This is a genomic window from Pseudomonas sp. GV085, assembly GCF_003050925.1.
Taxonomy (GTDB): domain Bacteria; phylum Pseudomonadota; class Gammaproteobacteria; order Pseudomonadales; family Pseudomonadaceae; genus Aquipseudomonas.
This window is the reverse complement of the sequence record NZ_QAOV01000003.1, coordinates 211,911-234,372: the sequence shown is the minus strand read 5'-3', so window position 1 is coordinate 234,372 and position 22,462 is coordinate 211,911. Positions and strand designations below refer to the sequence as shown.

The 22,462-nt window shown below is 61.9% G+C and carries 25 protein-coding genes; 22 read left to right on the top strand and 3 right to left on the bottom strand.

Going from position 1 to position 22,462, the window contains the following annotated elements:
* Nucleotides 1–18: 18 nt before the first annotated feature.
* Nucleotides 19–1,482: a protein adenylyltransferase SelO gene (gene selO, locus C8K63_RS08290; protein ID WP_108216277.1), complete on the top strand. Its 1,464-nt coding sequence runs from the start codon at nucleotides 19–21 to the stop codon at nucleotides 1,480–1,482.
* 6 nt (nucleotides 1,483–1,488) lie between these two features.
* On the opposite strand, the gene C8K63_RS08285 is transcribed toward selO, so the two are convergent.
* Nucleotides 1,489–1,890, bottom strand: coding sequence for a type II toxin-antitoxin system HigA family antitoxin (locus C8K63_RS08285; RefSeq protein ID WP_108216276.1), 402 nt, complete (start codon nucleotides 1,888–1,890; stop codon nucleotides 1,489–1,491).
* Nucleotides 1,887–2,183: a type II toxin-antitoxin system HigB family toxin gene (locus tag C8K63_RS08280; RefSeq protein WP_108216275.1), complete on the bottom strand. Its 297-nt coding sequence runs from the start codon at nucleotides 2,181–2,183 to the stop codon at nucleotides 1,887–1,889. Before C8K63_RS08280 ends, C8K63_RS08285 begins: the two co-directional genes overlap by 4 nt.
* A gap of 194 nt (nucleotides 2,184–2,377) precedes the next feature.
* On the opposite strand from C8K63_RS08280, the gene trxC reads away from it, so the two are divergent.
* The gene (gene trxC / locus C8K63_RS08275) at nucleotides 2,378–2,812 is read left to right on the top strand and encodes a thioredoxin TrxC (RefSeq protein ID WP_108216274.1); all 435 of its coding nucleotides are present in this window, start codon (nucleotides 2,378–2,380) and stop codon (nucleotides 2,810–2,812) included.
* Nucleotides 2,813–2,905: 93 nt separating this feature from the next.
* On the opposite strand, the gene C8K63_RS08270 is transcribed toward trxC, so the two are convergent.
* Nucleotides 2,906–3,676 carry a ParA family protein gene (locus tag C8K63_RS08270; RefSeq protein ID WP_015093167.1) on the bottom strand — a complete coding sequence of 257 codons (771 nt, stop codon included), beginning with the start codon at nucleotides 3,674–3,676 and terminating at the stop codon, nucleotides 2,906–2,908.
* Between the two features lie 356 nt (nucleotides 3,677–4,032).
* Here C8K63_RS08270 and C8K63_RS08265 point away from each other — a divergent pair, with 356 nt between their 5' ends.
* From C8K63_RS08265 to C8K63_RS08170, 20 genes are all read left to right on the top strand, one after another.
* Nucleotides 4,033–4,758 (top strand): beta-ketoacyl synthase chain length factor, encoded by a 726-nt coding sequence (locus C8K63_RS08265; protein WP_108216273.1) that lies wholly within the window; start codon nucleotides 4,033–4,035, stop codon nucleotides 4,756–4,758.
* A complete protein-coding gene (locus tag C8K63_RS08260) occupies nucleotides 4,734–5,543 on the top strand; it encodes a 1-acyl-sn-glycerol-3-phosphate acyltransferase (protein ID WP_108216272.1) in 810 nt (269 codons plus the stop codon). Before C8K63_RS08265 ends, C8K63_RS08260 begins: the two co-directional genes overlap by 25 nt.
* Nucleotides 5,524–5,784: a phosphopantetheine-binding protein gene (locus tag C8K63_RS08255; RefSeq protein WP_108216271.1), complete on the top strand. Its 261-nt coding sequence runs from the start codon at nucleotides 5,524–5,526 to the stop codon at nucleotides 5,782–5,784. The genes C8K63_RS08260 and C8K63_RS08255 overlap by 20 nt, the downstream gene beginning before the upstream one ends.
* Nucleotides 5,785–5,793: 9 nt before the next feature.
* Complete coding sequence (locus tag C8K63_RS08250; RefSeq protein ID WP_008025124.1) at nucleotides 5,794–6,048, top strand: acyl carrier protein; 255 nt, start codon at nucleotides 5,794–5,796, stop codon at nucleotides 6,046–6,048.
* Entirely contained in the window at nucleotides 6,045–6,590 is a 546-nt protein-coding gene (locus C8K63_RS08245) for a hypothetical protein (RefSeq protein WP_108216270.1), read from the top strand. The genes C8K63_RS08250 and C8K63_RS08245 overlap by 4 nt, the downstream gene beginning before the upstream one ends.
* Nucleotides 6,587–8,266 (top strand): acyl-CoA synthetase family protein, encoded by a 1,680-nt coding sequence (locus C8K63_RS08240; RefSeq protein ID WP_108216269.1) that lies wholly within the window; start codon nucleotides 6,587–6,589, stop codon nucleotides 8,264–8,266. Before C8K63_RS08245 ends, C8K63_RS08240 begins: the two co-directional genes overlap by 4 nt.
* 146 nt (nucleotides 8,267–8,412) lie before the next feature.
* Nucleotides 8,413–9,147: a glycosyltransferase family 2 protein gene (locus tag C8K63_RS08235; RefSeq protein WP_108216268.1), complete on the top strand. Its 735-nt coding sequence runs from the start codon at nucleotides 8,413–8,415 to the stop codon at nucleotides 9,145–9,147.
* Nucleotides 9,144–10,085 (top strand): glycosyl transferase, encoded by a 942-nt coding sequence (locus C8K63_RS08230; protein WP_108216267.1) that lies wholly within the window; start codon nucleotides 9,144–9,146, stop codon nucleotides 10,083–10,085. Before C8K63_RS08235 ends, C8K63_RS08230 begins: the two co-directional genes overlap by 4 nt.
* Nucleotides 10,066–11,610, top strand: coding sequence for a histidine ammonia-lyase (gene hutH / locus C8K63_RS08225; RefSeq protein WP_108216266.1), 1,545 nt, complete (start codon nucleotides 10,066–10,068; stop codon nucleotides 11,608–11,610). Before C8K63_RS08230 ends, hutH begins: the two co-directional genes overlap by 20 nt.
* Entirely contained in the window at nucleotides 11,603–12,028 is a 426-nt protein-coding gene (locus C8K63_RS08220) for a thioesterase family protein (RefSeq protein WP_108216265.1), read from the top strand. The genes hutH and C8K63_RS08220 overlap by 8 nt, the downstream gene beginning before the upstream one ends.
* Entirely contained in the window at nucleotides 12,025–12,729 is a 705-nt protein-coding gene (locus C8K63_RS08215) for an outer membrane lipoprotein carrier protein LolA (protein WP_108216264.1), read from the top strand. The genes C8K63_RS08220 and C8K63_RS08215 overlap by 4 nt, the downstream gene beginning before the upstream one ends.
* Nucleotides 12,713–15,052, top strand: coding sequence for an MMPL family transporter (locus C8K63_RS08210; RefSeq protein WP_108216263.1), 2,340 nt, complete (start codon nucleotides 12,713–12,715; stop codon nucleotides 15,050–15,052). The genes C8K63_RS08215 and C8K63_RS08210 overlap by 17 nt, the downstream gene beginning before the upstream one ends.
* Nucleotides 15,052–16,209 carry a sodium:proton antiporter gene (locus tag C8K63_RS08205; protein WP_108216262.1) on the top strand — a complete coding sequence of 386 codons (1,158 nt, stop codon included), beginning with the start codon at nucleotides 15,052–15,054 and terminating at the stop codon, nucleotides 16,207–16,209. The genes C8K63_RS08210 and C8K63_RS08205 overlap by 1 nt, the downstream gene beginning before the upstream one ends.
* Nucleotides 16,196–17,443, top strand: coding sequence for an NAD(P)/FAD-dependent oxidoreductase (locus C8K63_RS08200; RefSeq protein WP_108216261.1), 1,248 nt, complete (start codon nucleotides 16,196–16,198; stop codon nucleotides 17,441–17,443). The genes C8K63_RS08205 and C8K63_RS08200 overlap by 14 nt, the downstream gene beginning before the upstream one ends.
* The gene (locus C8K63_RS08195) at nucleotides 17,440–18,165 is read left to right on the top strand and encodes a class I SAM-dependent methyltransferase (RefSeq protein WP_108216260.1); all 726 of its coding nucleotides are present in this window, start codon (nucleotides 17,440–17,442) and stop codon (nucleotides 18,163–18,165) included. Before C8K63_RS08200 ends, C8K63_RS08195 begins: the two co-directional genes overlap by 4 nt.
* The gene (locus C8K63_RS08190) at nucleotides 18,165–18,695 is read left to right on the top strand and encodes a hypothetical protein (RefSeq protein ID WP_108216259.1); all 531 of its coding nucleotides are present in this window, start codon (nucleotides 18,165–18,167) and stop codon (nucleotides 18,693–18,695) included. Before C8K63_RS08195 ends, C8K63_RS08190 begins: the two co-directional genes overlap by 1 nt.
* Nucleotides 18,692–19,888 carry a beta-ketoacyl-[acyl-carrier-protein] synthase family protein gene (locus C8K63_RS08185; protein WP_108216258.1) on the top strand — a complete coding sequence of 399 codons (1,197 nt, stop codon included), beginning with the start codon at nucleotides 18,692–18,694 and terminating at the stop codon, nucleotides 19,886–19,888. Before C8K63_RS08190 ends, C8K63_RS08185 begins: the two co-directional genes overlap by 4 nt.
* Nucleotides 19,885–20,346 carry a hotdog family protein gene (locus C8K63_RS08180; protein ID WP_108216257.1) on the top strand — a complete coding sequence of 154 codons (462 nt, stop codon included), beginning with the start codon at nucleotides 19,885–19,887 and terminating at the stop codon, nucleotides 20,344–20,346. The genes C8K63_RS08185 and C8K63_RS08180 overlap by 4 nt, the downstream gene beginning before the upstream one ends.
* Nucleotides 20,343–21,071 carry a 3-oxoacyl-ACP reductase FabG gene (gene fabG, locus C8K63_RS08175; RefSeq protein WP_108216256.1) on the top strand — a complete coding sequence of 243 codons (729 nt, stop codon included), beginning with the start codon at nucleotides 20,343–20,345 and terminating at the stop codon, nucleotides 21,069–21,071. Before C8K63_RS08180 ends, fabG begins: the two co-directional genes overlap by 4 nt.
* Nucleotides 21,071–22,297, top strand: coding sequence for a beta-ketoacyl-ACP synthase (locus C8K63_RS08170; protein WP_108216255.1), 1,227 nt, complete (start codon nucleotides 21,071–21,073; stop codon nucleotides 22,295–22,297). Before fabG ends, C8K63_RS08170 begins: the two co-directional genes overlap by 1 nt.
* Nucleotides 22,298–22,462: the final 165 nt, after the last annotated feature.

Below are 22,462 nucleotides of genomic sequence, written 5' to 3'. Positions count from 1 at the left end.
TTCTGCTGGAGCCGGCCCTTGAAAGCCCTCGACGAACTCACTTTCGATAATCGCTTCGACCGCCTGGGCGATGCGTTTTCCGCCCATGTGCTGCCCGAGCCCATCGATAATCCACGCCTGGTGGTGGCCAGCCCCGCCGCCATGGCGCTGCTGGACCTCGACCCGGCCGTGGCCGAAACCCCGGAGTTCGCCGAACTGTTCAGCGGCCACAAGCTCTGGGCCGACGCGATCCCAAGGGCGATGGTCTATTCCGGGCATCAGTTCGGTTCCTACAACCCGCAACTGGGCGACGGTCGCGGCCTGTTGCTCGGCGAGGTGTACAACGAGGCCGGCGAACACTGGGACCTGCACCTCAAGGGCGCCGGCCAGACACCGTTTTCACGCATGGGCGACGGCCGGGCGGTGCTGCGTTCATCGATCCGCGAATTCCTCGCGTCCGAAGCCCTGAATGCCCTGAACATCCCGACCACCCGCGCCCTGTGCGTGATCGGCTCCGACACCCCGGTGTGGCGCGAAAAGCAGGAGCGTGCGGCCATGATCCTGCGCCTGGCGCCGAGCCATGTACGCTTCGGCCACTTCGAATATTTCTACTACACAAAACGCCCCGAGCAGCAGAAAGCGCTGGGTGATCACGTGCTGGCCATGCACTTCCCGCAGTGCCTGGAGCAACCGGAGCCGTACCTGGCGATGTTCCGTGAAATCGTCGAACGCAACGCCGAACTGATCGCCAAATGGCAGGCCTATGGCTTCTGCCACGGGGTGATGAACACCGACAACATGTCGATCCTGGGGATTACTTTCGACTTCGGCCCGTTCGCCTTCCTCGACGACTTCGACGCCAACTTCATCTGCAATCACTCCGACGACCAGGGCCGTTACTCTTTCAGCAACCAGGTGCCGATTGGCCAGTGGAACCTCAGCGCGTTGGCCCAGGCCCTGACGCCGTTCATCAGCGTCGAAGCCCTGCGCGAAACCCTCGGCCTGTACCTGCCGCTGTTCCAGGCCCATTACCTGGACCTGATGCGCCGCCGCCTCGGCCTGACCACTGCCGAAGACGACGACCAGAAGTTGCTGGAGGGCCTGCTGCAACTGATGCAAAACAGCGGCGTCGACTACAGCCTGTTTTTCCGTCGCCTGGGTGATGAAGCACCGCAACAGGTCATCACCCGCTTGCGTGATGACTTCGTCGACCTCAAGGGTTTCGATGCCTGGGGCGAGCTCTACGTCGCCCGGGTGGCCCGTGAAGGCACCCTTGATCAACAGCAGCGCCGCCAGCGGATGCACGCGGTCAACCCGCTGTACATCCTGCGCAACTACCTGGCGCAAAAGGCCATCGATGCAGCAGAGAGCGGCGACTACTCGGAAGTCCGCCGGCTGCACGCAGTGCTGAGCAACCCGTTCGAGGAGCAGCCAGGGATGGAAAGTTATGCAGAGAGGCCGCCGGAATGGGGCAAGCATCTGGAGATCAGTTGTTCGTCGTGAGGCGGGTCAGATAAAGACCTCTGCCGACACACTAAAGCGCTCGGCCAGCCAGCGGATCTGTCGCAGGTTGAGCTGGCGCTTGCCGCTCAGGATCTCCGAAACGACCGACTGAGGGCCGACGCCAGGCAGGTCACTCTGACTCAGGCCGTGTTCACGCATCAAGTAGCCAAGAACCTCGACCCCGCTGGGTTTCGGCATCGGGTGATGCTTATGATCCCACTCCTCAATCCAGTCACCGATGATATCCACCAGACTCATCAGCGGGTGGGACTCATCATCGCCGGTCATCTCAAGCAACTCGTCCAGCGCATGCGCCAGCAGGTCATAGTCATCTTCGCTTTTCGGCTTTCGAAGCAGCGGTGAGACGAATTCCCAGTGCTCGGCAGCTCTTTTGATCAGGACACTCATGCTCTTTCCTCCTTCCATTTGCCACGGTCATATTCGCGGTGATCCAGCACATGCTTGATATAAAGCTTTTGCGATCGATATCTGACAAAAGCTATCAGCCGCAACTTGTTGCCACCAATATCGAAAACATGAAACTCACCTACCTTGTCGACAGCAGGGAATGTAGCTCTCATCGCCGCAAAATCCGGCGGTTTGCTTCCTTTGGCTAATTGATACCAATGATCCAGCGCGTTGGCCGCCATTGGCCATTTGGCCTTGGCTTCACGTACTCTTTTTTCGGTGAGAACATGCATGCAACATCCTTATCGCATTTTGCTATGGTGAGTTAATCATAGATCAAAAATATCGCAAGTTGCGATAATTCTTGGCAGACCAGCGGTATGGCTCGGCACGACTCAGCCTAGTTTCATCGGCGGGCACTGCGTGATTGAAAACATGAGCAAACGTCTCCAACTAGGTGTTATCAGCTTCCCATTGGATCTTGCTCATGACCGACCCACTCCACATCCCCTGCCCCCACTGCAACGGCCTCAACCGCATCCCTGCCGAGCGTCTCGACGATCATCCAAAATGCGGTCGCTGCAAGGCCGAAGTCCTGCTGAACAAGCCGTTTGAATTGAAGCAAGGCGACTACGCCAGCCAGATCAAGGGCGATCTGCCGCTGCTGGTGGATGTATGGGCGGACTGGTGCGGGCCGTGCAAGTCGTTTGCACCGGTGTTCGAGCAGGCCGCCGGGCAACTGGCGGGCAAGTGCCGATTGGCCAAACTGGACAGCGAGGCGAACCAGCAGTTGTCGGCGCAATTGGGGATTCGCTCGATTCCGAGCCTGATCCTGTTCAAGAATGGCCAGGAAGTCGCCCGACAGAGCGGGGCCTTCCCGTTACCGCAACTGATGAGCTGGTTGCGTAGCCAGGGGATCTGAGACAGCCGGGAAAGATCGCAGCCTGCGGCAGCTCCTACAGATCGGGCGCTGATGTCCTTGTAGGAGCCGCCGCAGGCTGCGATCTTTTGATCTTCAGGCGTTTTCCAGCAAGTTGTGCAGCTCGACGAACTGCTGGGTCAGCTTGTGCCGCGGATCGAGATGGATCAGCGGCGTGTTGGCCTGGTGGGATTCGCGCATGCGTACCGAGCTGGCCAGGTACACCGGCAACACCGGCAGGCCTTCGGCGATCAGTTCGTCGAGGATTTGCTGGGGCAGGCTGGCGCGGGCCTGGAACTGGTTGACGACGATGCCTTCGACTTCCAGGCCTTCGTTATGGTCGTCCTTCAACTCTTCTATTTCCGCCATCAGGCCGTACAGTGCCTGACGTGAAAAACTGTCGCAATCGAAGGGAATCAGCACACGATCGGCGGCAATCAACGCTGAAACCGCGTAGAAATTCAGCGCTGGCGGAGTATCGAGGTAAATCCGGTCGTAGTCTTCGCTCAGCTCTTCGAGCAACTTACGCAGCTTGTTGATCTTGTGCTTGGCCTCAAGCTTTGGCTGCAAGTCCGCCAGCTCGGCGGTGGCGGTAATGACATGGAGGTTATCGAACGGGGTTTCGTAGATGTCGACCTGATTCTTTTTGGAGAACGGCCCGGAAGACAGCGTCTGCTTGAAGAAATCGGCGATGCCCATCGGGATATCGCTACCGGTGAGCCCCGTCAGGTACTGAGTGGAGTTGGCCTGGGCATCGAGATCCACCAACAAGGTGCGAAAACCCTCGCTGGCACTGACCGCCGCCAGATTGCAGGCGATGCTGGATTTGCCAACGCCACCTTTCTGATTGAACACCACGCGCCGCATGTCAAAACCTCCGTGTATCAAAGAATGACCGAGTGTAGTGGTCCACCGCGTTGCTTCGCTACCTTGTCGGCACAGGGACTACACAGTCAGTTGCCTTCTCTTGCTTGAAAAGCCCTGAACGGCTCAGTGATTGGACGCCAGAACCGACAGACGGAGCAAAAACCTTGTGAATAATTACCAATCGTTCAATTTTTTCGAGTCAGCCGCTTCATCTTATTGAGCAAAATGTAACCAGCATTTGCTACACGTTCCCGGCACCGGGATAATGCGCGCCACTCGGCGCCAAACGCCACGCAGGGTGAGTCTCGGCTCTCGGCAACTCCCCCGCGTCAAGTAAGCCCGTGAGGGTGGGATGAATGTCTGTGATCAACTTCAACATCGCCCAATGGCGCGCCTGGGCCCCGGGGCTTGAAAGCGTGAGCGATTGGCAGGCCTGGAGCCGACAACCGGTCGTGCTGCCGGACAGCGATGCCGCTCCCGACGTTTCTTTTCTGCCGGCCATGCAGCGCCGCCGGCTCAGTCGCCTGGCGCGGATGGCCTTCAGTGTTGGCTGGCCATTGGCCGAAGGTCGGCAGGATCTGCCATTGGTCTTTGTTTCCCGTCACGGCGAAACGCCCCGCACCGTCGACATTCTCAGTGATCTGGCCGCCGATCAGCCGCTGTCACCGACCCGGTTCAGCTTGTCGGTGCATAACGCGATCATTGGCTTGTGGTCGATCATGCGCGGTGAAACCAGCGAAATGACCGCCCTGGCTGCCACAGGCGATGGCCTGGAACATGGCATGCTCGAAGCTGCCGCGCTGCTGGCGGAAGGCGCTGGCGCGGTACTGCTGGTGGTCACCGAAGAGCGGCCGCCCGAGGCTTACTCGACCTGGATCGACGACGTGCCGTTCCCTTATGCCGTCGGCCTGCTGATCACACCCGGTACCGACTGGCGGTTGTCCCTGAACAGCCCCTCGGATGCGTTGTCCAACCCCTGCTGGCCACACGCGCTGAATCTGTTGCGTATGCTGCTCGGCCAGCAAACCACCTGCCAACATGCCTGGAAAAATCGTGTATGGACCTGGCAACGCAACCCGTGACCGAGAAAAACCGCGACGCCTATTACTGGCGCTTGCTGGCCACCGCCGCGAGCTTTGCCCTGTTCGGGCTGGGCGGGCTGTGCCTGCGCCTGGTGATTTTCCCTGTGCTGAACTGCCTGCCGGGCGACGCCCGGACCCATCGGCTGCGGGCCCGGCAAACGGTCAGCCGCTGTTTCTGGATTTTCGTGCGTTTCATGGCCCGCACCGGCGTACTGACCTACAACATTGAAGGCGCGGAAAAACTCGGTCGTCCCGGGCAAATGATCATCGCCAATCACCCATCGCTGATCGACGTGGTGTTTTTGATCGGCCTGGTGCGTCACGCCAACTGCGTGGTCAAGCAAAGCCTCTGGGAAAACCCTTTCACCCGCGGACCGCTGCGCTGCACCGAATACATCAGCAACGACGGCAGCATGGACATGCTCGACGCGGCCGCCGACGCATTGAAAGACGGCCAGACCCTGATCATTTTCCCCGAAGGGACGCGCACCCGGCCCGGCCAGGCGCCGGCCTTTCATCGGGGAGGCGCGGCAATCGCCCTGCGGGGTGCGAAAATCCTCACCCCGGTCATTATCAAGGTCAACCCGACCACATTGACCAAGGCCGAGCCCTGGTATCGCATCCCCAAGCGGCGCGTGCACTTCAGTTTCCGGGTCGGGGCCGATATAGACCCACAGACTTTCGCCACGCAGGGGCCGGCTCCGCAAGCCTCGCGCAAGCTCAACGATTATCTACATTCTTACTTTATTAAGGAGCTCGCCGAAGATGAGCGATCTGCACCGTGATATCAAAATGCTTATCATCGACGCCCTTGGCCTGGAAGACATCAGTGCCGACGACATCGGTAATGAGCAAACCTTGTTCGGCGAAGGCCTGGGCCTGGACTCGGTGGACGCCCTGGAACTGGGCCTGGCCATCCAGAAAAAGTACGGCATCAAGATCGACGCCGATGCCAAGGACACACGTAATCACTTCAGTAACGTGGCGAGCCTTGCGGCGTTCGTCACCGCAAAACAGGCAGCTTGAGACCGGACCATGCAAACTCGTGACGACATTTTCAACACCCTGCGCGATGCCTTGGTTGAGCTTTTCGAGCTGGACCCTGAGCGTGTGAGCCTGGACTCCAACCTGTATCAGGACCTGGAAATCGACAGCATCGACGCGGTCGACCTGATTGATCACATCAAACGTCAGACCGGCAAGAAAATCGCCGCCGAAGAATTCAAATCGGTGCGAACCGTCAGTGACGTGGTCGAGGCGGTCTACCGTCTGGTTCAACCGGCCGCATGAATCGACTGATTGGCCTCGGCCTGCTGCTGGCAGGCCTTTTGTATCCCTTTGCGGTGTATTTCGGCATGGAACATTTCGCCCCGTGGCAGTTCGGCCTGCTGCTGGGCGGACTGTGGCTGGCCCGGGCGCTGACCGGCACACGACGGCCTGGCAGCCTGTGGATGGCCACGGTGGCCATTGTGTTCTGTCTGTTGCTGGCACTGTTCGACAGCCCGGCGCTGTTGCGCTGGTATCCGGTGTTGATCAGCAGCTTCATGCTGGTGCTGTTCGGATCGAGCCTGACATTCGGCCCACCGATCGTTGAACGCCTGGCCCGGGTACGCGAACCGCAATTGCCGGCCGAGGGCATTCGCTATACCCGTCAGGTAACCATCGCCTGGAGCGTTTTTTTTCTTTGCAACGGTGTGTGCGCCGCCGCCCTGACCCTCTGGGCGCCGCTGAGCTGGTGGACGCTGTACACCGGCCTGATTTCCTACGGATTGATAGGCCTGATGTTTGCCATTGAATGGCTCATACGACAAAGGGTACGAGGCCGCCCATGAATTGGATAAAACTTGAGCACCTGCTGCTCAAGGCTCAGCCGGAGCGCGCCATCACGACCGCTCCGGCACTGGACCACGCCCGGCTGAGCGAACAGGCGCTGCACCTGGCCGCCGGCCTGCAAGCCCGGGGTGTCCGGCAGATGGCCGTGCACCTGGAGGATGCCGCCGATCTGGCGATCGCGTTGCTTGGCGCCTGGCGTGCCGGGGTCAGTGTGTTGCTGCCGTCCGACCTGCAACCCCAGACCCGCCATCGCTGGTCAGGTGAAGTCGATCTGTGGTTGAGCGACCAGCCCGACGATGCGCACCTGAGCGAGTTCAGTCATCCGCCACTGGGTGCGGCGCCGCTGGACCTGGATAACTGTTGGCTGAGCCTGTGCACATCCGGCTCCAGTGGCGAACCCAAACGCATCGAAAAAAACCTGCGCCAACTGGCCAATGAAGTCGAAGCCCTGGAACAGCTGTGGGGCGCCGACCTGGGCCCGGCGTGCATCATTGGCAGCGTCGCCACCCAGCACATCTACGGTCTGCTGTTTCGGGTGCTGTGGCCGCTGTGCGCCGGGCGCCCGTTCGTACGTCGGCAGTTGGCCTTTCCAGAAGACCTGCAACGCGCCAGCCGCGAGTACCCGGCCTTCGCCTGGGTGGCCAGCCCGGCGTTGCTCAAGCGCATGGGCGACAACCTCGACTGGCCTGCCTTGAGTTCAGTGCGCCGGTTTTTTTCCTCCGGCGGTGCCTTGCCGGTCGAGGCCGCACAGAGCTTGCATGAGCGTCTGGGGCAATGGCCAACGGAGATCTTCGGCAGTTCGGAAACCGGCGGCATCGCCTGGCGTCAGGGCGCGCAACTCTGGCAGCCCTTTGCCGATGTCACGCTGACCCAGGACAGTGAGGGTGCGCTGCTGATCGCTTCGCCGTATTTGCCCAATGGCCATGTCGAACACACTGCCGATGCCGCGCGTATCTCTGTCGACGGTCGCTTCGAGTTGCTTGGGCGGCTGGACCGGATCGTCAAGCTGGAAGAAAAACGCATCTCGCTGCCGATGCTGGAACAGGCGCTGATGGCCCATGAATGGGTCGTCGAAGCGCGGCTCGGCGTCGTTCAGGAAAACCGCGCCTCCCTGGGGGCGTTGCTGGTGCTGAGCGAGGCCGGCTTGCATGTGCTGCGCAATCAGGGTCGACGCAGCCTCACCGAGCAATTGCGCGAACACCTGAGCCAACACTGCGAAGCCCTGGCCCTGCCAAGACGCTGGCGCCTGCTGCGACAACTGCCGCTGAACACTCAAGGCAAACTGCCCCAGGCCGACGTCGACGCCCTGCTGCTGACACCGCGCCCCAAAACCCCGGAGCTCCTGGAGCAAGTCGAAAGCAATGGCGAATGGAGCCTGCAACTGGCCGTGCCACCGGACCTGGCCTATTTCAGCGGTCATTTCCCCACGGCGCCGGTGTTGCCTGGCGTGGTGCAGGTGGACTGGGCGCTGAGTCTGGGCCAGCAACTGATGAACCTGCCGAAAAAATTCGCCGGCATGGAAGTCTTGAAGTTCCAGCAACTGGTGCGCCCGGGCGATGAAATCCAGCTGCACCTGCGCTTCGACCCGGTGCGCGGCAAATTGTATTTCGCCTATCGCAACGAAACCGCCACTTGCTCCAGCGGGCGGATCTTGCTGGAGGCTGCACATGCATAAGCTGGGTGAGTGCTGCGCACTCAATCGCGAGCAGGTCGAATCGTCGCACCGTCGCTCCCACACTGGATTTGTGAACGCCGCGAACCCCATGTGGGAGCGAGCCTGCTCGCGATGCAGACACCTCGGTCCCACAGAGGTGAACCAACATGCATAGCCCCTGCGCCATCGTCCCGGTGTACAACCACGAAGACGCAATCACCACGGTGGTCGATGCCCTGATCGCCAGCCAACTGCCGTGCATTCTGGTGGACGATGCCAGCAGTCCGCGCTGCGCCCGGGTGCTGGACCGCCTGGCCCAGCGCGAAATGGTTTACCTGATTCGCCTCGCCGAAAACCAGGGTAAGGGTGGCGCGGTCATGACCGGTTTGCGCGAAGCTTCGCGCCTGGGTTTCAGCCATGCCTTGCAGGTGGATGCCGATGGCCAGCACGATTTGCAGGACGTCCAACGCTTCATTGAACAATCCCGCCGTCACCCACAGGCGGTGATTTGCGGCTATCCGCAATATGACGCCAGCGTGCCGAAAGGCCGTTTGTATGCGCGCTACCTGACTCACGTCATGGTCTGGATCAACACCTTGTCGTTGCAGATTCGCGACTCCATGTGCGGTTTCCGGGTTTACCCGTTGCCACCGGTCCTGGCGTTGATCGAGTCAGCGAAAATCGGCAAGCGCATGGACTTCGACTCGGACATTCTGGTGCGCCTGGCCTGGCGCAATCAGCCGATGCAATGGCTGCAAACCAAAGTCCATTACCCGCTGGACGGCGTTTCGCATTTTCGGATGTTCCACGACAACGTGCTGATTTCCAGCATGCACACACGGCTGTTCTTCGGCATGTTGCTGCGCTCGCCCATGATCCTCTGGCAACGGTGGCGGGCATGAGCGCAGACAAACAACACTGGGCCGACCGCGAGGAGCGCGGCAGTTTCTGGCTGATGAAGCTCACCGCGTTCGGCGCCAAAGTGCTGGGGCGTCGAATACTGAGCCCGGTGTTGTACGGCATCGTCCTGTACTTTTTCCTGTTCGGTCGCAGCGCCCGACACAGTGCCTGGCAATACCAGCAACGCCTGACCGACTGGAGCGGTCGCAGCGAGCTGCGCCCGAGCCACTGGCGGGTATTCGGCCAATTCATGGCCTTCGCCGACTCCATGCTCGACAAACTCGACGTATGGAACGGCAAGCTGAGCATCGAACAAATCGAAATCATCGACCCGGCGCTGCTGCGTGACCAGCTGCGCGGTGCCCGCGGGCAAATGCTGGTGGGCGCACACCTGGGCAATCTGGAAGTCTGCCGCGCACTGGCGGAAATCGGCGAGAAGGTCACGATGAACGTGCTGGTGCACACCAAGCACGCCGAACAGTTCAACCGTTTGCTGGGCGAAGCCGGGGCGACCAATTTGCGCCTGATCCAGGTCAGCGAACTGGACCCCGGGATCATGCTGCAACTGAGCGAGCGCCTGGAGCGTGGCGAGTGGCTGGCGATTGCCGGCGACCGTGTGCCGTTGCATGGTGGGCGCAGCGTGACCGTGGACTTCCTCGGTCATCAGGCCAGGTTCCCCCAAGGCCCGTGGCTGCTGGCCGGTCTGCTGAAATGCCCGATCAACCTGCTGCTGTGCCTGAAAAAGCCCGACGGCGATTATCGACTGACCATTGAGCCCTTCGCTGACGCAATCACCTGGAAGCGCAGCGACCGCGAGCAGGTCATTCATCAGTGGGCCTCCCGCTACGCCGAACGCCTGGGTCACTATTGCCTCGAAGCCCCCCAACAATGGTTCAACTTTTACCCTTTCTGGAAGACCGATGACGACGCCAACGCTTGAGCCGGTAACCTTCGGCGAACGCCCTTTGCGCATTGAAGACGTGCTGGCCCTGGCCAACCGCAAGGTGCCAACGCAGTTGCAAAGTGATCCCGCCTACCGCGAGCGCATCGCCAAGGGCGCGCGTTTTCTCGACTCTCTGCTGGACAAGGAAGGCGTGATCTACGGCGTGACCACCGGTTATGGCGACTCCTGCGTGGTCGCGGTGCCGCTGCATCACGTCGAGGCGCTGCCCCGTCATCTGTTCACTTTCCACGGCTGCGGGCTGGGCAAACTGCTCGACGCCCAGGCCACCCGCGCGGTACTGGCGGCGCGTTTGCAGTCGTTGTGCCATGGTGTTTCCGGGGTGCGCGTGGAGCTGCTGGAGCGCCTGCAGGCGTTCCTTGAGCACGACATCCTGCCGCTGATTCCGGAAGAAGGTTCGGTGGGCGCCAGTGGTGACCTGACGCCGCTTTCGTACGTTGCCGCCACACTGTCCGGCGAACGCGAGGTGATGTTCCGCGGCGAGCGCCGGGAGGCTGCCGATGTGCACCGCGAACTCGGCTGGCAGCCACTGGTGTTGCGCCCGAAAGAAGCCCTGGCATTGATGAACGGCACTGCGGTGATGACTGGTCTGGCCTGCCTGGCTTACGCCCGGGCCGATTACCTGCTGCATCTGGCCACACGCATCACCGCGCTGAACGTGGTCGCCCTGCAAGGCAACCCGGAGCACTTCGACGAGCGCCTGTTCGCCGCCAAGCCACACCCGGGGCAGATGCAAGTCGCTGCGTGGTTGCGCAAGGATCTGGCCATTGATGCGCCGACCGCACCGCTGCATCGCCTGCAAGACCGCTATTCCCTGCGCTGTTCGCCTCATGTGCTGGGCGTGCTGGCCGACAGCCTGAACTGGCTGCGCTCGTTCATCGAGATCGAGCTCAATAGCGCCAACGACAACCCGATCATCGACGCCGAGGCCGAGCGCGTGCTGCACGGCGGGCACTTCTACGGCGGCCACATCGCGTTCGCCATGGACAGCCTGAAGAACCTCGTGGCCAACGTCGCCGACCTTCTGGATCGGCAGCTCGCGCTGCTGGTGGACGAGCGCTACAACCATGGTTTGCCGAGCAACCTGTCCGGCGCCACGGCTGACCGCGCCATGCTCAACCACGGTTTCAAGGCGGTGCAGATCGGCACCAGTGCCTGGACCGCCGAAGCGCTGAAGAACACCATGCCGGCCAGCGTCTTCTCGCGCTCCACCGAGTGCCACAACCAGGACAAGGTGAGCATGGGCACCATCGCCGCCCGCGATGCCATCCGCGTGCTGGAGCTCACCGAACAGGTGGCCGCCGCCACCTTGCTGGCGGCCAATCAGGGCGTCTGGCTGCGCGGTCAGGCCGAAGATGCACGCCCCCTGCCACCCGCTTTGGCCGTCATGCATGAAGCCTTGGCCAAGGATTTCCCGCCGGTCATCGAAGACCGCGCGCTGGAAGGCGAACTGCGCCTGTGCCTGCAACGCATTGCCGAACAACACTGGAGGCTGCATGCGTAGCAAGGGATTTCTCTACACCGACACGGAAATCGTCGTACCGTTCTTTGACGTCGACAGCATGCACGTGGTCTGGCACGGCCATTACGTCAAATACCTGGAAGTCGCCCGCTGTGCGCTGCTGGACAGGATCGGCCACAACTACACGGCGATGAACGAATCAGGCTATGCGTGGCCGGTGATCGACCTGCAATTGCGCTACGTGCGCGGTGCGGTGTTCGGCCAGACACTCAACGTGCGCGCCAACCTGGTGGAGTGGGAGAACCGCTTGAAGATCAACTACCTGATCAGCGACCTGCAAACCGGCGAACGCTTGACCCGGGCCCTGTCGATACAGGTCGCCGTCGACCTCGCCAGCCGCGAGATGCAACTGGCCTCGCCGAAGGTGCTCACCGACGCCGTAGAGAGAGCCCTGCGATGACTTTCTGCCATCCACGTTCCCCTGTGGGAGCGGGCTTGCTCGCGATGGTTGTTAACGATGACACTGGGCACCTGACACCCCGCGGCGCCCTCAGGATTTTCGCGAGCAAGCTCGCTCCTACAGTGTTCTGCGTGCTACTGGGTATTCCTGGACTGGCCCATGCCTTCGATCTGCAACAGCTCAGCGATCAGCTGGCCAGGCCCGAGGTGATCCACGGCAGTTTCACCCAGGAAAAACACCTGCGCGCCCTGTCCCAGCCGCTGGTCAGCAAGGGCACGTTCGTCCTGGCAAAAAACCACGGCTTGTTGTGGTTGTTGAAAACGCCACTGCAACAGGACTATCGCATCACCGCCAAAGGCATTGCCCGGCGTGACGGCATTGTCTGGCAAATGCTGCCGGGCAAAAGCGCCGGTGCCGAGCAGAACCGATTATTCCTGGCCGTGCTGCAAGGTGACAGCAGCGGCCTGCAACGGGATTTCGAATTGTCCCTGAGCGGCGATGCGCAGAACTGGAAGCTCACGCTGCTGCCACGTTCAATGCTGCTCAAGCAGGTGTTCAATCAGATCAACATAACCGGCGCAGAACTGGTGCACAGCATCGAACTGCTCGAAACCCAGGGCGACAGCACGTTGTTGCGCATGCAGGACAGCACCGGCACCCAACCCTTGAGCGATGCGGAGCAACATGACTTTGCCGAGTGAACGGTGGTTGCCACGGCTGTTTGTGATCCTGCTGCTGGCCGTACTGGCGCTCGCCGGTTGGCAATGGCGTGACGCCGCGCCGCTGTCGGCCAACCTGATGGAACTGGTACCCGGCACGGCGCCCGATGCTCTGGAACTGCGCGCAGAACAACGCATGCAGGAACCGCTGAACCGCGAAATGCTGGTGCTGGTCGGCCACACAGATCGCCAGCAGGCCGTCGCCATGGCGCAGACCCTCGGCGAGCAATGGCAGGCCAGCGGACTGTTCGAAAAGGTCCAATGGACCCTGCAAGCCGACTTGCCGGCGCTGCGCACGCAGTTACTGCAAGGTCGCCTGGCGATGCTCCAGGCGGCGGACCGACAACTGCTGATCGAGCACCCCGGCACCTTTATCCAGCAACGGGTGCAGGCCTTGTTCGACCCGTTCAACGGTTACAGCCTGGTGCCGAGCCAGGACGACTGGCTGGGCCTGACCGGGCGCATCCAGAACAGCCAGCCGCAACGCGGTTCGGTGCAACTGGACATCGGCAGCGGTGCACTGGTCGCCGATGCCGATGGCAAGAGCTGGGTGCTGCTGCGCGCGCGCACCACCGGCAACGCCTTCGACATGAACCTGCCGCTGCAAGTGGCCGACCTGCTCGAGCACAGTCGCGAAGTAGCCGCCCGGCACGACGTGCAACTGCTCGCCGCCAGCGGCTTGTTGTACGCAGCCAACGGGCAACAGCAGGCTGCCCGGGAGATGACCTGGGTCGGCGGCGGTGCCACCGTCGGGATTTTGCTGTTGCTGTTGTTGGCCTTCCGGCGCTGGCGCGTCTTGCTGGCGTTCGTGCCGGTGGTGGTCGGCATGCTCTTCGGTGCGGTGGCCTGCGTGGCGTTGTTCGGCCATATGCACGTGATGACCCTGGTGCTGGGTTCGAGCCTGATCGGCGTTGCCATCGATTACCCGCTGCATTACCTGTCCAAGAGCTGGAGCCTGAAGCCCTGGCACAGCTGGCCTGCCCTGCGCATGACCTTGCCCGGATTGACCCTGAGCCTGATCACCAGCGGTATCGGTTATCTGGCCCTGGCCTGGACCCCCTTCCCGGCGCTGACCCAGATTGCCGCCTTCTCTGCCGCCGGTTTGCTCGGCGCCTATTTGTCCGCCGTGTGCCTGCTGCCGGCATTGCTCAAGGGCGTAGACCTGCGCCCGGCGCAGTGGCCATTGCGCATGTGCGAGCTTTTGCTGGACTGTCGTGAAGCGCTGCTCAAACAGGCGAAAACGCCGGTCCTGCTGGCGCTGCTGATTGCCTTTTGCGTGGGCGGCCTGTTACAGCTCGGCAGCAAAAACGACATCCGCCAATGGATCAGCGCGCCGCAACAATTGACCGACGAAGCCCGGACCATTGCCCGGATTACCGGCTATCAACCCACCAGCCAGTTCTTCCTGATACGCGCCGCCAACCAGCAGCAACTGCTCGAACGCCAGACCGCCCTGAGAGAGCGACTGGATCAATTGATTGGCCTGGAAAAGCTCCAGGGTTATCTGTCGCTCAATCAACTGGTCAGCCCGCCGAACGAACAGCAACAGGTGCGCGCAGCATTGAGCAAACTGCCGTCGTTCTGGCAACCGTTGCTCGACATCGGCATACCGGTCGAGGCGCTGCAAGCGGAGCTGACGAAGCTACAGGCGTTGCCGATCATGGACATCGACGCAGCGCTCAGCGGCCCGTTGGCAGAGCCCTACCGTCCCCTGTGGCTGGGGCCGACCGATGACGGCGTGGCGGCGATAGTCAGCCTGCAAGGCATCAACAACCCGGCCCTGCTGCGGCTCCAGGGTGAGGACTTACCCGGCGTGACACTGGTGGATCGACTGGGTGAATTGAACAACGTCTTCGCGGCCACCCAAATCAGTGCCGCGGAACTGAAACTCGCCTCCTGCGTGCTGATCGTGCTGGTGCTGATCCTGCCCTTCGGCCTCGGCGGCGCGTTGCGTATCGTGTCCCTACCCCTGCTGGCGGCGTTGTGCAGCCTGGCCAGCCTCGGCTGGCTGGGGCAGCCGTTGACCCTGTTCAGTCTGTTCGGCCTGCTGCTGGTGACGGCGATCAGCGTCGATTACGCGATCCTGATGCGAGAACAGGTCGGCGGTGCGGCCGTGAGCCTGCTAGGCACCCTGCTGGCGGCATTGACCACCTGGCTGTCGTTCGGTTTGCTGGCGGTATCGAGCACCCCGGCGGTAAGCAACTTCGGGCTGTCGGTGAGCCTGGGCCTGATCTTCAGCTTCCTGCTCGCGCCGTGGGCCGGTCGACAGGCGCATGGGGCTGCGGCCGTGGAGCGGGCAACGTGATGGTCGTGCTGTTCTGGGCGATGGCGCTGGCATTGTTCGCGGTGGCGACCGGTGTCGGCCGGCATTTCGGCCTGATTCCCATCGTCAGCCAGTTGTTGCTGGCGACTCTCGGCTTGCCGTTGTTGATGTATTTCTGGATCGAGCCCCAATGGCAGTTAAGCGGCGCGCTGCTGGTGTCACCGGGCTGGCTGAAGAACCTCTACAGCCTGAGCTTTGCCCTGTTGCTGGGCTACATCCTCAGCGATGTGATCGACCTGCAACTGGATCGCCAGAGCCTGAAAATCGCCCTGCCCAGCTTTTGCATTCCGTTTGCCTGCGGCCTGGCCACGGCGGTCTGGTTATTGCCACCGCAGCCGTGGATCAGCTCGCTGGCCGTCGGCCTGTTGTTCGCCATCACCGCGATTCCGGTGTTGTACCTGTACCTGCGGCACATCGATTACCCACCCGCCGCCACCCGGCGACTGGTGCAAACCGCAATCCTCATCGACCTCGCCTGCTGGACCCTGTTCGGCATCGCCCAGGGTAGCCTGCACCTGAGCAGCCTGTTGCTGCCCCTGGCTGGCGCCTGCCTGCCGGTGCTGCTGCGGTTGCTCGGTTTGCGCCAGGCATGGCTTTACAGCCTGAGCTTTTTCGCCCTGCTGGTCGTCGCCGAGCACTACAAGCTCAATGCGCTGATTTTCGGCATCGGCTATGTGCTGATCATGGCCGCGCTGAAAGCACCGCTGGTGCTGCCGTTGCCGGCCGTGTGGATGAGCCGCTTGCAGACGTACATCGCCATCCCGCTGATCCTCACGTTCGGCATTGTGCAGATCAACGTGCACAGCGCGATCGACAGCCTCGGCTGGACGCAGTTGGCGGCCCTGCTGCTGTTGCCGATGCTGAGCAAGCTGCTGGGTAACTGGCTCGGCCTCGGCTGGGCCGGGGCATCGTTCCAGGGCGCCAGCCGCTGGCGGGAAAGTGTGCTGCTGAACATCCGCGGCTTGAGCGAGATCGTTTTTCTCAACCTGCTGCTGCAACAGCAACTCATCAGCCCGCCGCTGTACTTTGCCCTGATGCTGATGGGCCTGATCGCTACACTGCTGCCAGCCCTGACTGGCATGCACCGAATCCCCCTGAAAACCGCTGTCCCGGCAAGGAGCCCTCATGCCAACCGTTGAAATGGAATGCCGCCAGGTCGTGATCATCGGCGCCGGCCCTTCCGGTGCAATCGCCGCCGCGTTGCTCAAGCGCAAGGGACACGATGTGCTGGTGATCGAGCGTCAGAATTTTCCGCGGTTTTCCATCGGTGAGAGCCTGCTGGCCCATTGCCTGGACTTCGTCGAGGAAGCGGGCATGCTCGACGCCGTCAACGCGGCCGGATTTCAGGTGAAAACCGGTGCCGCGTTTGCCTGGGGCGAGCGCTACAGCGCGTTCGACTTCGGCGAGACGTTCAGCCACGGCAAATCGACGACTTTTCAGGTCCTGCGCGCCGATTTCGATAAGCTGCTGGCCGATCAGGCCGCGCTGCAAGGCGTGGAGATTCGCTATGGCGAAACCATCGTCAGCGTCGACATTGAGCCCGGAAAACCGCAGCTCGGCGTGCGCCGCGAGGACGGTAGCGAGTACCGCATCGAAGCCGGTTTCCTGCTCGATGCCAGTGGCTACGGCCGCGTGCTGCCGCGCTTGCTCGACCTTGAGGCACCGTCGAATTTTCCGGTGCGTCAGGCCGTGTTCACTCACGTCGAAGACCATATCGACCTTGCGTCTTTCGATCGCAGCAAGATCCTCGTGACCACTCATCCGACCCTGCGCGACGTGTGGTTCTGGACCATCCCGTTCAGCAACGGGCGCTGCTCGGTCGGCGTGGTCGCCGCCGAGGAACGTTTCGCCGGCCGCAGCGACAATCTGGACGAGTGTCTGCGCAGCTTTATCGCCGAGACGCCAAGCCTGGCCAGCGTGTTGCAAAATGCGCAGTGGGACACCGAGGCGCGGACCATCGGCGGTTACTCGGCCAACGTCAAAACCCTGCACGGCCCGGGCTTCGCGCTACTGGGCAATGCCGCGGAATTCCTCGACCCGGTGTTTTCCTCCGGCGTGACCATCGCCATGCGTTCGGCGAGCATGGCCGCCGGGGTGTTGCACCGTCAGCTGCTAGGCGAAGTCGTCGACTGGCAAACCGAGTTCGCCGAACCGCTCAAGCGCGGCGTCGACACGTTCCGTTGCTACGTCGAAGGCTGGTACGCCGGGACCTTCCAGGACGTGATTTTCCACGAGGGCAGCTCGCCGGAAATCCGCAGGATGATCAGCTCCATTCTTGCCGGGTACGCCTGGGACCGACGCAACCCGTTCGTCAGCGAAGCCAGGCGCCGGTTGAAGGTGATATCGGAGTTCTGTGCAAGGGATGCGTCATGAACTACTTGAGCGACAAATACGTCGAAGAAACCCGTTTCGGGTTGTGGTTCCTGCGCAGCCAGATCTGGCAACACTATGTGCTGCGCGAGGCGATCAACGATTTGCGCGGCTTGTTCAGCGACACCCCTCCTGCCGATCCGGTATTGCTGGATGCCGGTTGTGGCCAGGGTAAGTCATTCCCGCTGCTGCGCCAGGCCTTCGCGCCCGCTCGTCTGATTGGCGTCGATGCTGATCCCCACAGCCTGGACCAGAGCCGCGAAGAAGCGGCCCGCCAGGGCATGGCAGTGGAGTTGATCGGTGGCGACTGCGCCAGCCTCGACCTGCCGGACGCCAGTATCGACCTGCTGTTCTGTCACCAGACCTTCCATCATCTGGTGGAGCAGGAACAGGCGCTGGCCGAGTTCTATCGCGTGCTCAAACCCGGCGGTTATCTGCTGTTCGCAGAATCCACCGAGGCTTACATTGATACCTGGGTGATCCGCTGGTTGTTCCGCCACCCGATGCACGTGCAGAAAAGCGCGGCGCAGTACCTGCAAATGATTCGCCAGCAGGGCTTCGAATTTACCGAGAAAAACGTGTCTTATCCGTACCTGTGGTGGAGTCGCGCCAAGGATTTCGGCCTGCTCGAACTATTGGGTGTGTGCAAGCCAAAACCCTTTGGCCAACGGGAAGAAACCCTGGTCAATGTGGTGGCGCGCAAACCTTTTGAAGGAACTGTGTGATGTTGATTGCCAGTCGCTCGAAGCACCAAACCTGTGGGATGACCGATGCTCTGCGATTTCTGCTACTTGCTGCAACCCTGCTGCTGAGCGCCTGCGCCGGCCGGGCGCCGCTGCCCGTGCACAATCCGGATCTGCCGTTGCCGCTGCAATTGCACATCCAGCGTGGGCAGGCCGACGAACGCCAGGACTGGGTGCTGGTGATCCAGCGCGAAGAATCAGGTATTCGCTGGTCGATGATGGACTTGCTGGGCATTCCCCAGGCCCGCCAGAAACTGATCGACAAAACCTGGGAGTCCGATGGTTTTTTGCCGCCCAATCCGCAAGCCCGGGAACTGTTCGCGGCGCTGCTGTTTGCGCTGACGCCGCAAGATGAACTGGCGGCCAACTATCCCGGCGCCTGGCAGTACGGCAGACAACGGTCCCTGCCCGACCGCTGGGACATCCGCTACGCACAACCGCAGAATTTTCAATTGAAGCTTGCGCATGGTCCGGCCTATCAAGTCACGCCCCTGAGCGGTGAAACGCCATGACGGCTTACCTCAATGCCCTCGGATTGGTCTGCGCGCTGGGCCGTGACAAGCAGGAAGTTGCCCGCAACCTGTTTGCCGGCGACTGCGGCGGCATGCGCGAACAAACCGGGTGGGTGCCGCAACGCACGCTGCCGGTCGGTGCGGTCCAGGGCAAACTGGCAACCCTTCCAGCCGGGATGTCGCGCCATCACAGTCGCAACAATCAGTTGTTGCTGGAGGCCACGCTGCAAATCCGCCCGGACATCGACAGCGCAATCCAGACCTACGGCCGCGACCGCATCGGTGTCGTGCTGGGCACCAGCACCTCGGGTATCGACGAGGCGAGCCAGAGCCTGGCGCATTACCTGCGTGAAAAGCAGTTCCCTGCCGAGTACGACTATCAGCAACAGGAGCTCGGGGCGCCGGCGAACTTCCTCGCCGAATGGCTGCAATTGAGCGGGCCGGCCTATGTCATTTCCACGGCTTGCACCTCCAGCGCCCGAGCCTTGATGAGCGCCCAGCGCCTGTTGGACCTGGGCATTTGCGACGCGGTGCTGTGTGGCGGTGTCGACACCTTGTGCAAGCTGACCCTCAACGGTTTCTCGGCGCTGGAAGCGGTCTCGGAACAACGCTGCAATCCGTTTTCGGTGAACCGCAATGGCATCAACATTGGCGAAGCGGCGGTGCTGTTCCTGATGACCAGACGTGCAGGTGACGGCCAACCAATTGCCTTGCTCGGCAGCGGCGCCAGTTCCGATGCGCATCACATATCCGCCCCGGAGCCGACCGGTCGTGGCGCCCTGCAAGCGATGCGCAAAGCCTTGGGCCGCGCCAACCTGCAACCGGAGCAGATCGCGTATCTGAACCTGCACGGCACCGCCACCCAGCACAACGACGCCATGGAGAGCCAGGCCGTGGCGACGCTGTTCCCGGCCGGCGTGCCCAGTTCGTCGAGCAAACCCATGACCGGCCACACCCTCGGTGCCGCCGGGGCGCTGGAAGCGGCGTTCTGCTGGTTGAGCCTGAGCCCGGACAATCGCGAGCATGCCTTGCCACCGCACGTCTGGGACGGGCAGCCCGATCCCGAATTGCCACCGCTGCACTGGGTGACCCCGGCCACTCGCCTGACGTCCATTGCACCTCGCTACCTGATGAGCAATTCCTTTGCCTTCGGTGGCAACAACGTCAGCCTGATTATCGGAGACGCCCCATGATTGACTGGCCGCTCGCCGAATTGCTGCCCCACGCTGGCGACATGATCCTTATCGACCGGATCCTGGCGTTCGATGAAGAGCAGATTCACACGTGCCTGACCGTCAAGCCCGATGGCCTGTTCAATCTCCCCGACGGCAGCCTGCCGGCCTGGGTCGGCATCGAACTGATGGCCCAGAGCGTGGCCGCCTTCGCCGGTTGCCATGCGCGCCAGCGCGGTGATGCGGTGGAGTTGGGTTTCCTGCTCGGCAGCCGCAAATTCGAATGCAACGTCGAAAGTTTTCCGGCCGGTACCGAGTTGACCATCCACGGTATTCGCTCCCTGGAAGACGATAACGGCATGGGCGTGTTCGAATGTCACATCAACGCCCCCGGCATTCACGTCAGCGCCCGTCTGAATGTGTATCGCCCACCCCAGGCCGCTCAATATCTCCATGAACCCGAAGGAGTCCAGTCATGACTGAATCCGTACTGGTCACCGGTTCCAGCCGTGGCATCGGCCGTGCCATCGCCTTGCGTCTGGCCCAGGCCGGGCACGACATCGTGTTGCATTGCCGCAGCGGCCTGGCCGACGCTGAAGCCGTCAAGGGTGAAGTCGAGGCCTTGGGCCGTCGTGCGCGCATCCTGCAGTTCGACGTGGCCGACCGCGCCCGTTGCAAGGAAATTCTCGAAGCCGACGTGGAAACCCACGGCGCCTATTATGGCGTGGTGCTCAATGCCGGCCTGACCCGTGACGGTGCCTTTCCGGCCCTGAGCGAGGAGGATTGGGATGTGGTGATGCGCACCAATCTCGACGGTTTCTACAACGTGCTGCACCCGGTGATGATGCCGATGATTCGTCGTCGCGCCGCCGGGCGGATTGTCTGCATCACCTCGGTATCCGGCCTGATCGGCAACCGTGGCCAGGTCAACTACAGCGCCTCCAAGGCCGGGTTGATCGGCGCGGCCAAGGCATTGGCGATCGAACTGGGCAAGCGCAAAATCACCGTCAACTGTGTCGCCCCCGGCCTGATCGACACAGCCATGCTCGACGAAAACGTGCCGGTGGAAGAACTGATGAAAATGATCCCCGCACAACGCATGGGCACCCCTGAAGAGGTGGCCGGCGCAGTGAACTTCCTGATGTCGGCGGAAGCCTCGTACATTACCCGGCAGGTTCTGGCCGTCAACGGAGGCCTGTGCTGATGAAGCGCGTCGTCGTCACCGGCATGGCCGGCATTACCTCATTGGGCAGCGACTGGGGCACCATCTCCGGTAACTTCGCGGCCAACCGCAGCGGCATCCGCCGGATGGACGAGTGGGATCGTTTTACCGAACTCAACACGCGCCTGGCTGGCCCCATCGATGACTTCAAAGTGCCGAGCCACTGGACCCGCAAGCAACTGCGCAGCATGGGCCGGGTATCACGGCTGGCCGTCGGCGCGTCGGAACTGGCACTGGCCGACGCCGGATTATTGGGTGACGAATCGATCAAGGACGGGCGCATGGGCGTCGCCTGCGGCTCCTCGACCGGCAGCACCGACGAGATCAAGGCGTTCGGCAACATGCTGCTCAACTCGGTGGCCGAAGGCCTGAACGCCAATTCCTACGTGCGCATGATGCCGCACACCACCGCGGCGAACATCAGCATCTTCTTCGGCCTCACTGGCCGCCTGATCCCGACATCCAGCGCCTGCACCAGCGGCAGCCAGGGCATCGGCTATGCCTACGAGGCCATCAAGTTCGGGCGCCTGCCGCTGATGCTCGCCGGCGGCGCCGAAGAGCTGTGCCCGACCGAAGCAATGGTCTTCGACGCGCTTTACGCCACCAGCCTGAAAAACGACACCCCACAACGCAGCCCGCGCCCTTACGACTCCGCACGCGACGGCCTGGTGATCGGCGAAGGGGGCGGCATGCTGGTGCTCGAAGAACTGGAACACGCCCTGGCCCGTGGCGCCCACATCCATGCCGAGATCGTCGGTTTCGGCAGCAACGCCGACGGCCAGCACACCACCCGCCCGGAACAGATCACCATGCGCCGGGCCATGGAACTGGCCCTGGAAGACGCCGGGCTGAAACCGTCGGACATCGGCTACGTCAATGGCCACGGCACCGCCACCGAACAGGGCGACATCGCCGAAACCCTGGCCACCAGCAGCCTGTTCGGCGAACACATGCCGATCAGCTCGCAGAAGAGCTTCCTCGGCCACACCCTCGGTGCCTGCGGTGCGCTGGAATCATGGTTCAGCATTGAAATGATGAACCGCGACCTCTACGTGCACACCTTCAACCTCGACGAAGTCGACCCGCATTGCGGCAAGCTCGACTACCTGCGCGGCGAGTTTCGGCAGATGAACAACCAGTATGTGATGAACAATAATTTTGCGTTTGGCGGGGTGAATACTTCGCTGATTTTCAAGCGCTGGTCGTAAGGCCAAAAACGACAAAGGGCGCCTTTCGGCGCCCCTTCACAGACAGGTCGGCTTGTCATCGCCCTTCACCTGCCTGGCTCTGCGATGGCTGGTTGCCCAGGATCCTCAGAGTCTCACAAGCCCCTTTCGGGAACGCCGTCAGTATTGTCCAAAATCATTCTGCGA

Bases quoted from the DNA above. Each gene is read 5' to 3' on its own strand.
- C8K63_RS08285 (WP_108216276.1), bottom strand. From the start codon at position 1,890: ATGAGTGTCCTGATCAAAAGAGCTGCCGAGCACTGGGAATTCGTCTCA.
- C8K63_RS08280 (WP_108216275.1), bottom strand. From the start codon at position 2,183: ATGCATGTTCTCACCGAAAAAAGAGTACGTGAAGCCAAGGCCAAATGG.
- trxC (WP_108216274.1), top strand. From the start codon at position 2,378: ATGACCGACCCACTCCACATCCCCTGCCCCCACTGCAACGGCCTCAAC.
- C8K63_RS08270 (WP_015093167.1), bottom strand. From the start codon at position 3,676: ATGCGGCGCGTGGTGTTCAATCAGAAAGGTGGCGTTGGCAAATCCAGC.
- C8K63_RS08265 (WP_108216273.1), top strand. From the start codon at position 4,033: ATGTCTGTGATCAACTTCAACATCGCCCAATGGCGCGCCTGGGCCCCG.
- C8K63_RS08260 (WP_108216272.1), top strand. From the start codon at position 4,734: ATGGACCTGGCAACGCAACCCGTGACCGAGAAAAACCGCGACGCCTAT.
- C8K63_RS08255 (WP_108216271.1), top strand. From the start codon at position 5,524: ATGAGCGATCTGCACCGTGATATCAAAATGCTTATCATCGACGCCCTT.
- C8K63_RS08250 (WP_008025124.1), top strand. From the start codon at position 5,794: ATGCAAACTCGTGACGACATTTTCAACACCCTGCGCGATGCCTTGGTT.
- C8K63_RS08245 (WP_108216270.1), top strand. From the start codon at position 6,045: ATGAATCGACTGATTGGCCTCGGCCTGCTGCTGGCAGGCCTTTTGTAT.
- C8K63_RS08240 (WP_108216269.1), top strand. From the start codon at position 6,587: ATGAATTGGATAAAACTTGAGCACCTGCTGCTCAAGGCTCAGCCGGAG.
- C8K63_RS08235 (WP_108216268.1), top strand. From the start codon at position 8,413: ATGCATAGCCCCTGCGCCATCGTCCCGGTGTACAACCACGAAGACGCA.
- C8K63_RS08230 (WP_108216267.1), top strand. From the start codon at position 9,144: ATGAGCGCAGACAAACAACACTGGGCCGACCGCGAGGAGCGCGGCAGT.
- hutH (WP_108216266.1), top strand. From the start codon at position 10,066: ATGACGACGCCAACGCTTGAGCCGGTAACCTTCGGCGAACGCCCTTTG.
- C8K63_RS08220 (WP_108216265.1), top strand. From the start codon at position 11,603: ATGCGTAGCAAGGGATTTCTCTACACCGACACGGAAATCGTCGTACCG.
- C8K63_RS08215 (WP_108216264.1), top strand. From the start codon at position 12,025: ATGACTTTCTGCCATCCACGTTCCCCTGTGGGAGCGGGCTTGCTCGCG.
- C8K63_RS08210 (WP_108216263.1), top strand. From the start codon at position 12,713: ATGACTTTGCCGAGTGAACGGTGGTTGCCACGGCTGTTTGTGATCCTG.
- C8K63_RS08205 (WP_108216262.1), top strand. From the start codon at position 15,052: ATGGTCGTGCTGTTCTGGGCGATGGCGCTGGCATTGTTCGCGGTGGCG.
- C8K63_RS08200 (WP_108216261.1), top strand. From the start codon at position 16,196: ATGCCAACCGTTGAAATGGAATGCCGCCAGGTCGTGATCATCGGCGCC.
- C8K63_RS08195 (WP_108216260.1), top strand. From the start codon at position 17,440: ATGAACTACTTGAGCGACAAATACGTCGAAGAAACCCGTTTCGGGTTG.
- C8K63_RS08190 (WP_108216259.1), top strand. From the start codon at position 18,165: ATGTTGATTGCCAGTCGCTCGAAGCACCAAACCTGTGGGATGACCGAT.
- C8K63_RS08185 (WP_108216258.1), top strand. From the start codon at position 18,692: ATGACGGCTTACCTCAATGCCCTCGGATTGGTCTGCGCGCTGGGCCGT.
- C8K63_RS08180 (WP_108216257.1), top strand. From the start codon at position 19,885: ATGATTGACTGGCCGCTCGCCGAATTGCTGCCCCACGCTGGCGACATG.
- fabG (WP_108216256.1), top strand. From the start codon at position 20,343: ATGACTGAATCCGTACTGGTCACCGGTTCCAGCCGTGGCATCGGCCGT.
- C8K63_RS08170 (WP_108216255.1), top strand. From the start codon at position 21,071: ATGAAGCGCGTCGTCGTCACCGGCATGGCCGGCATTACCTCATTGGGC.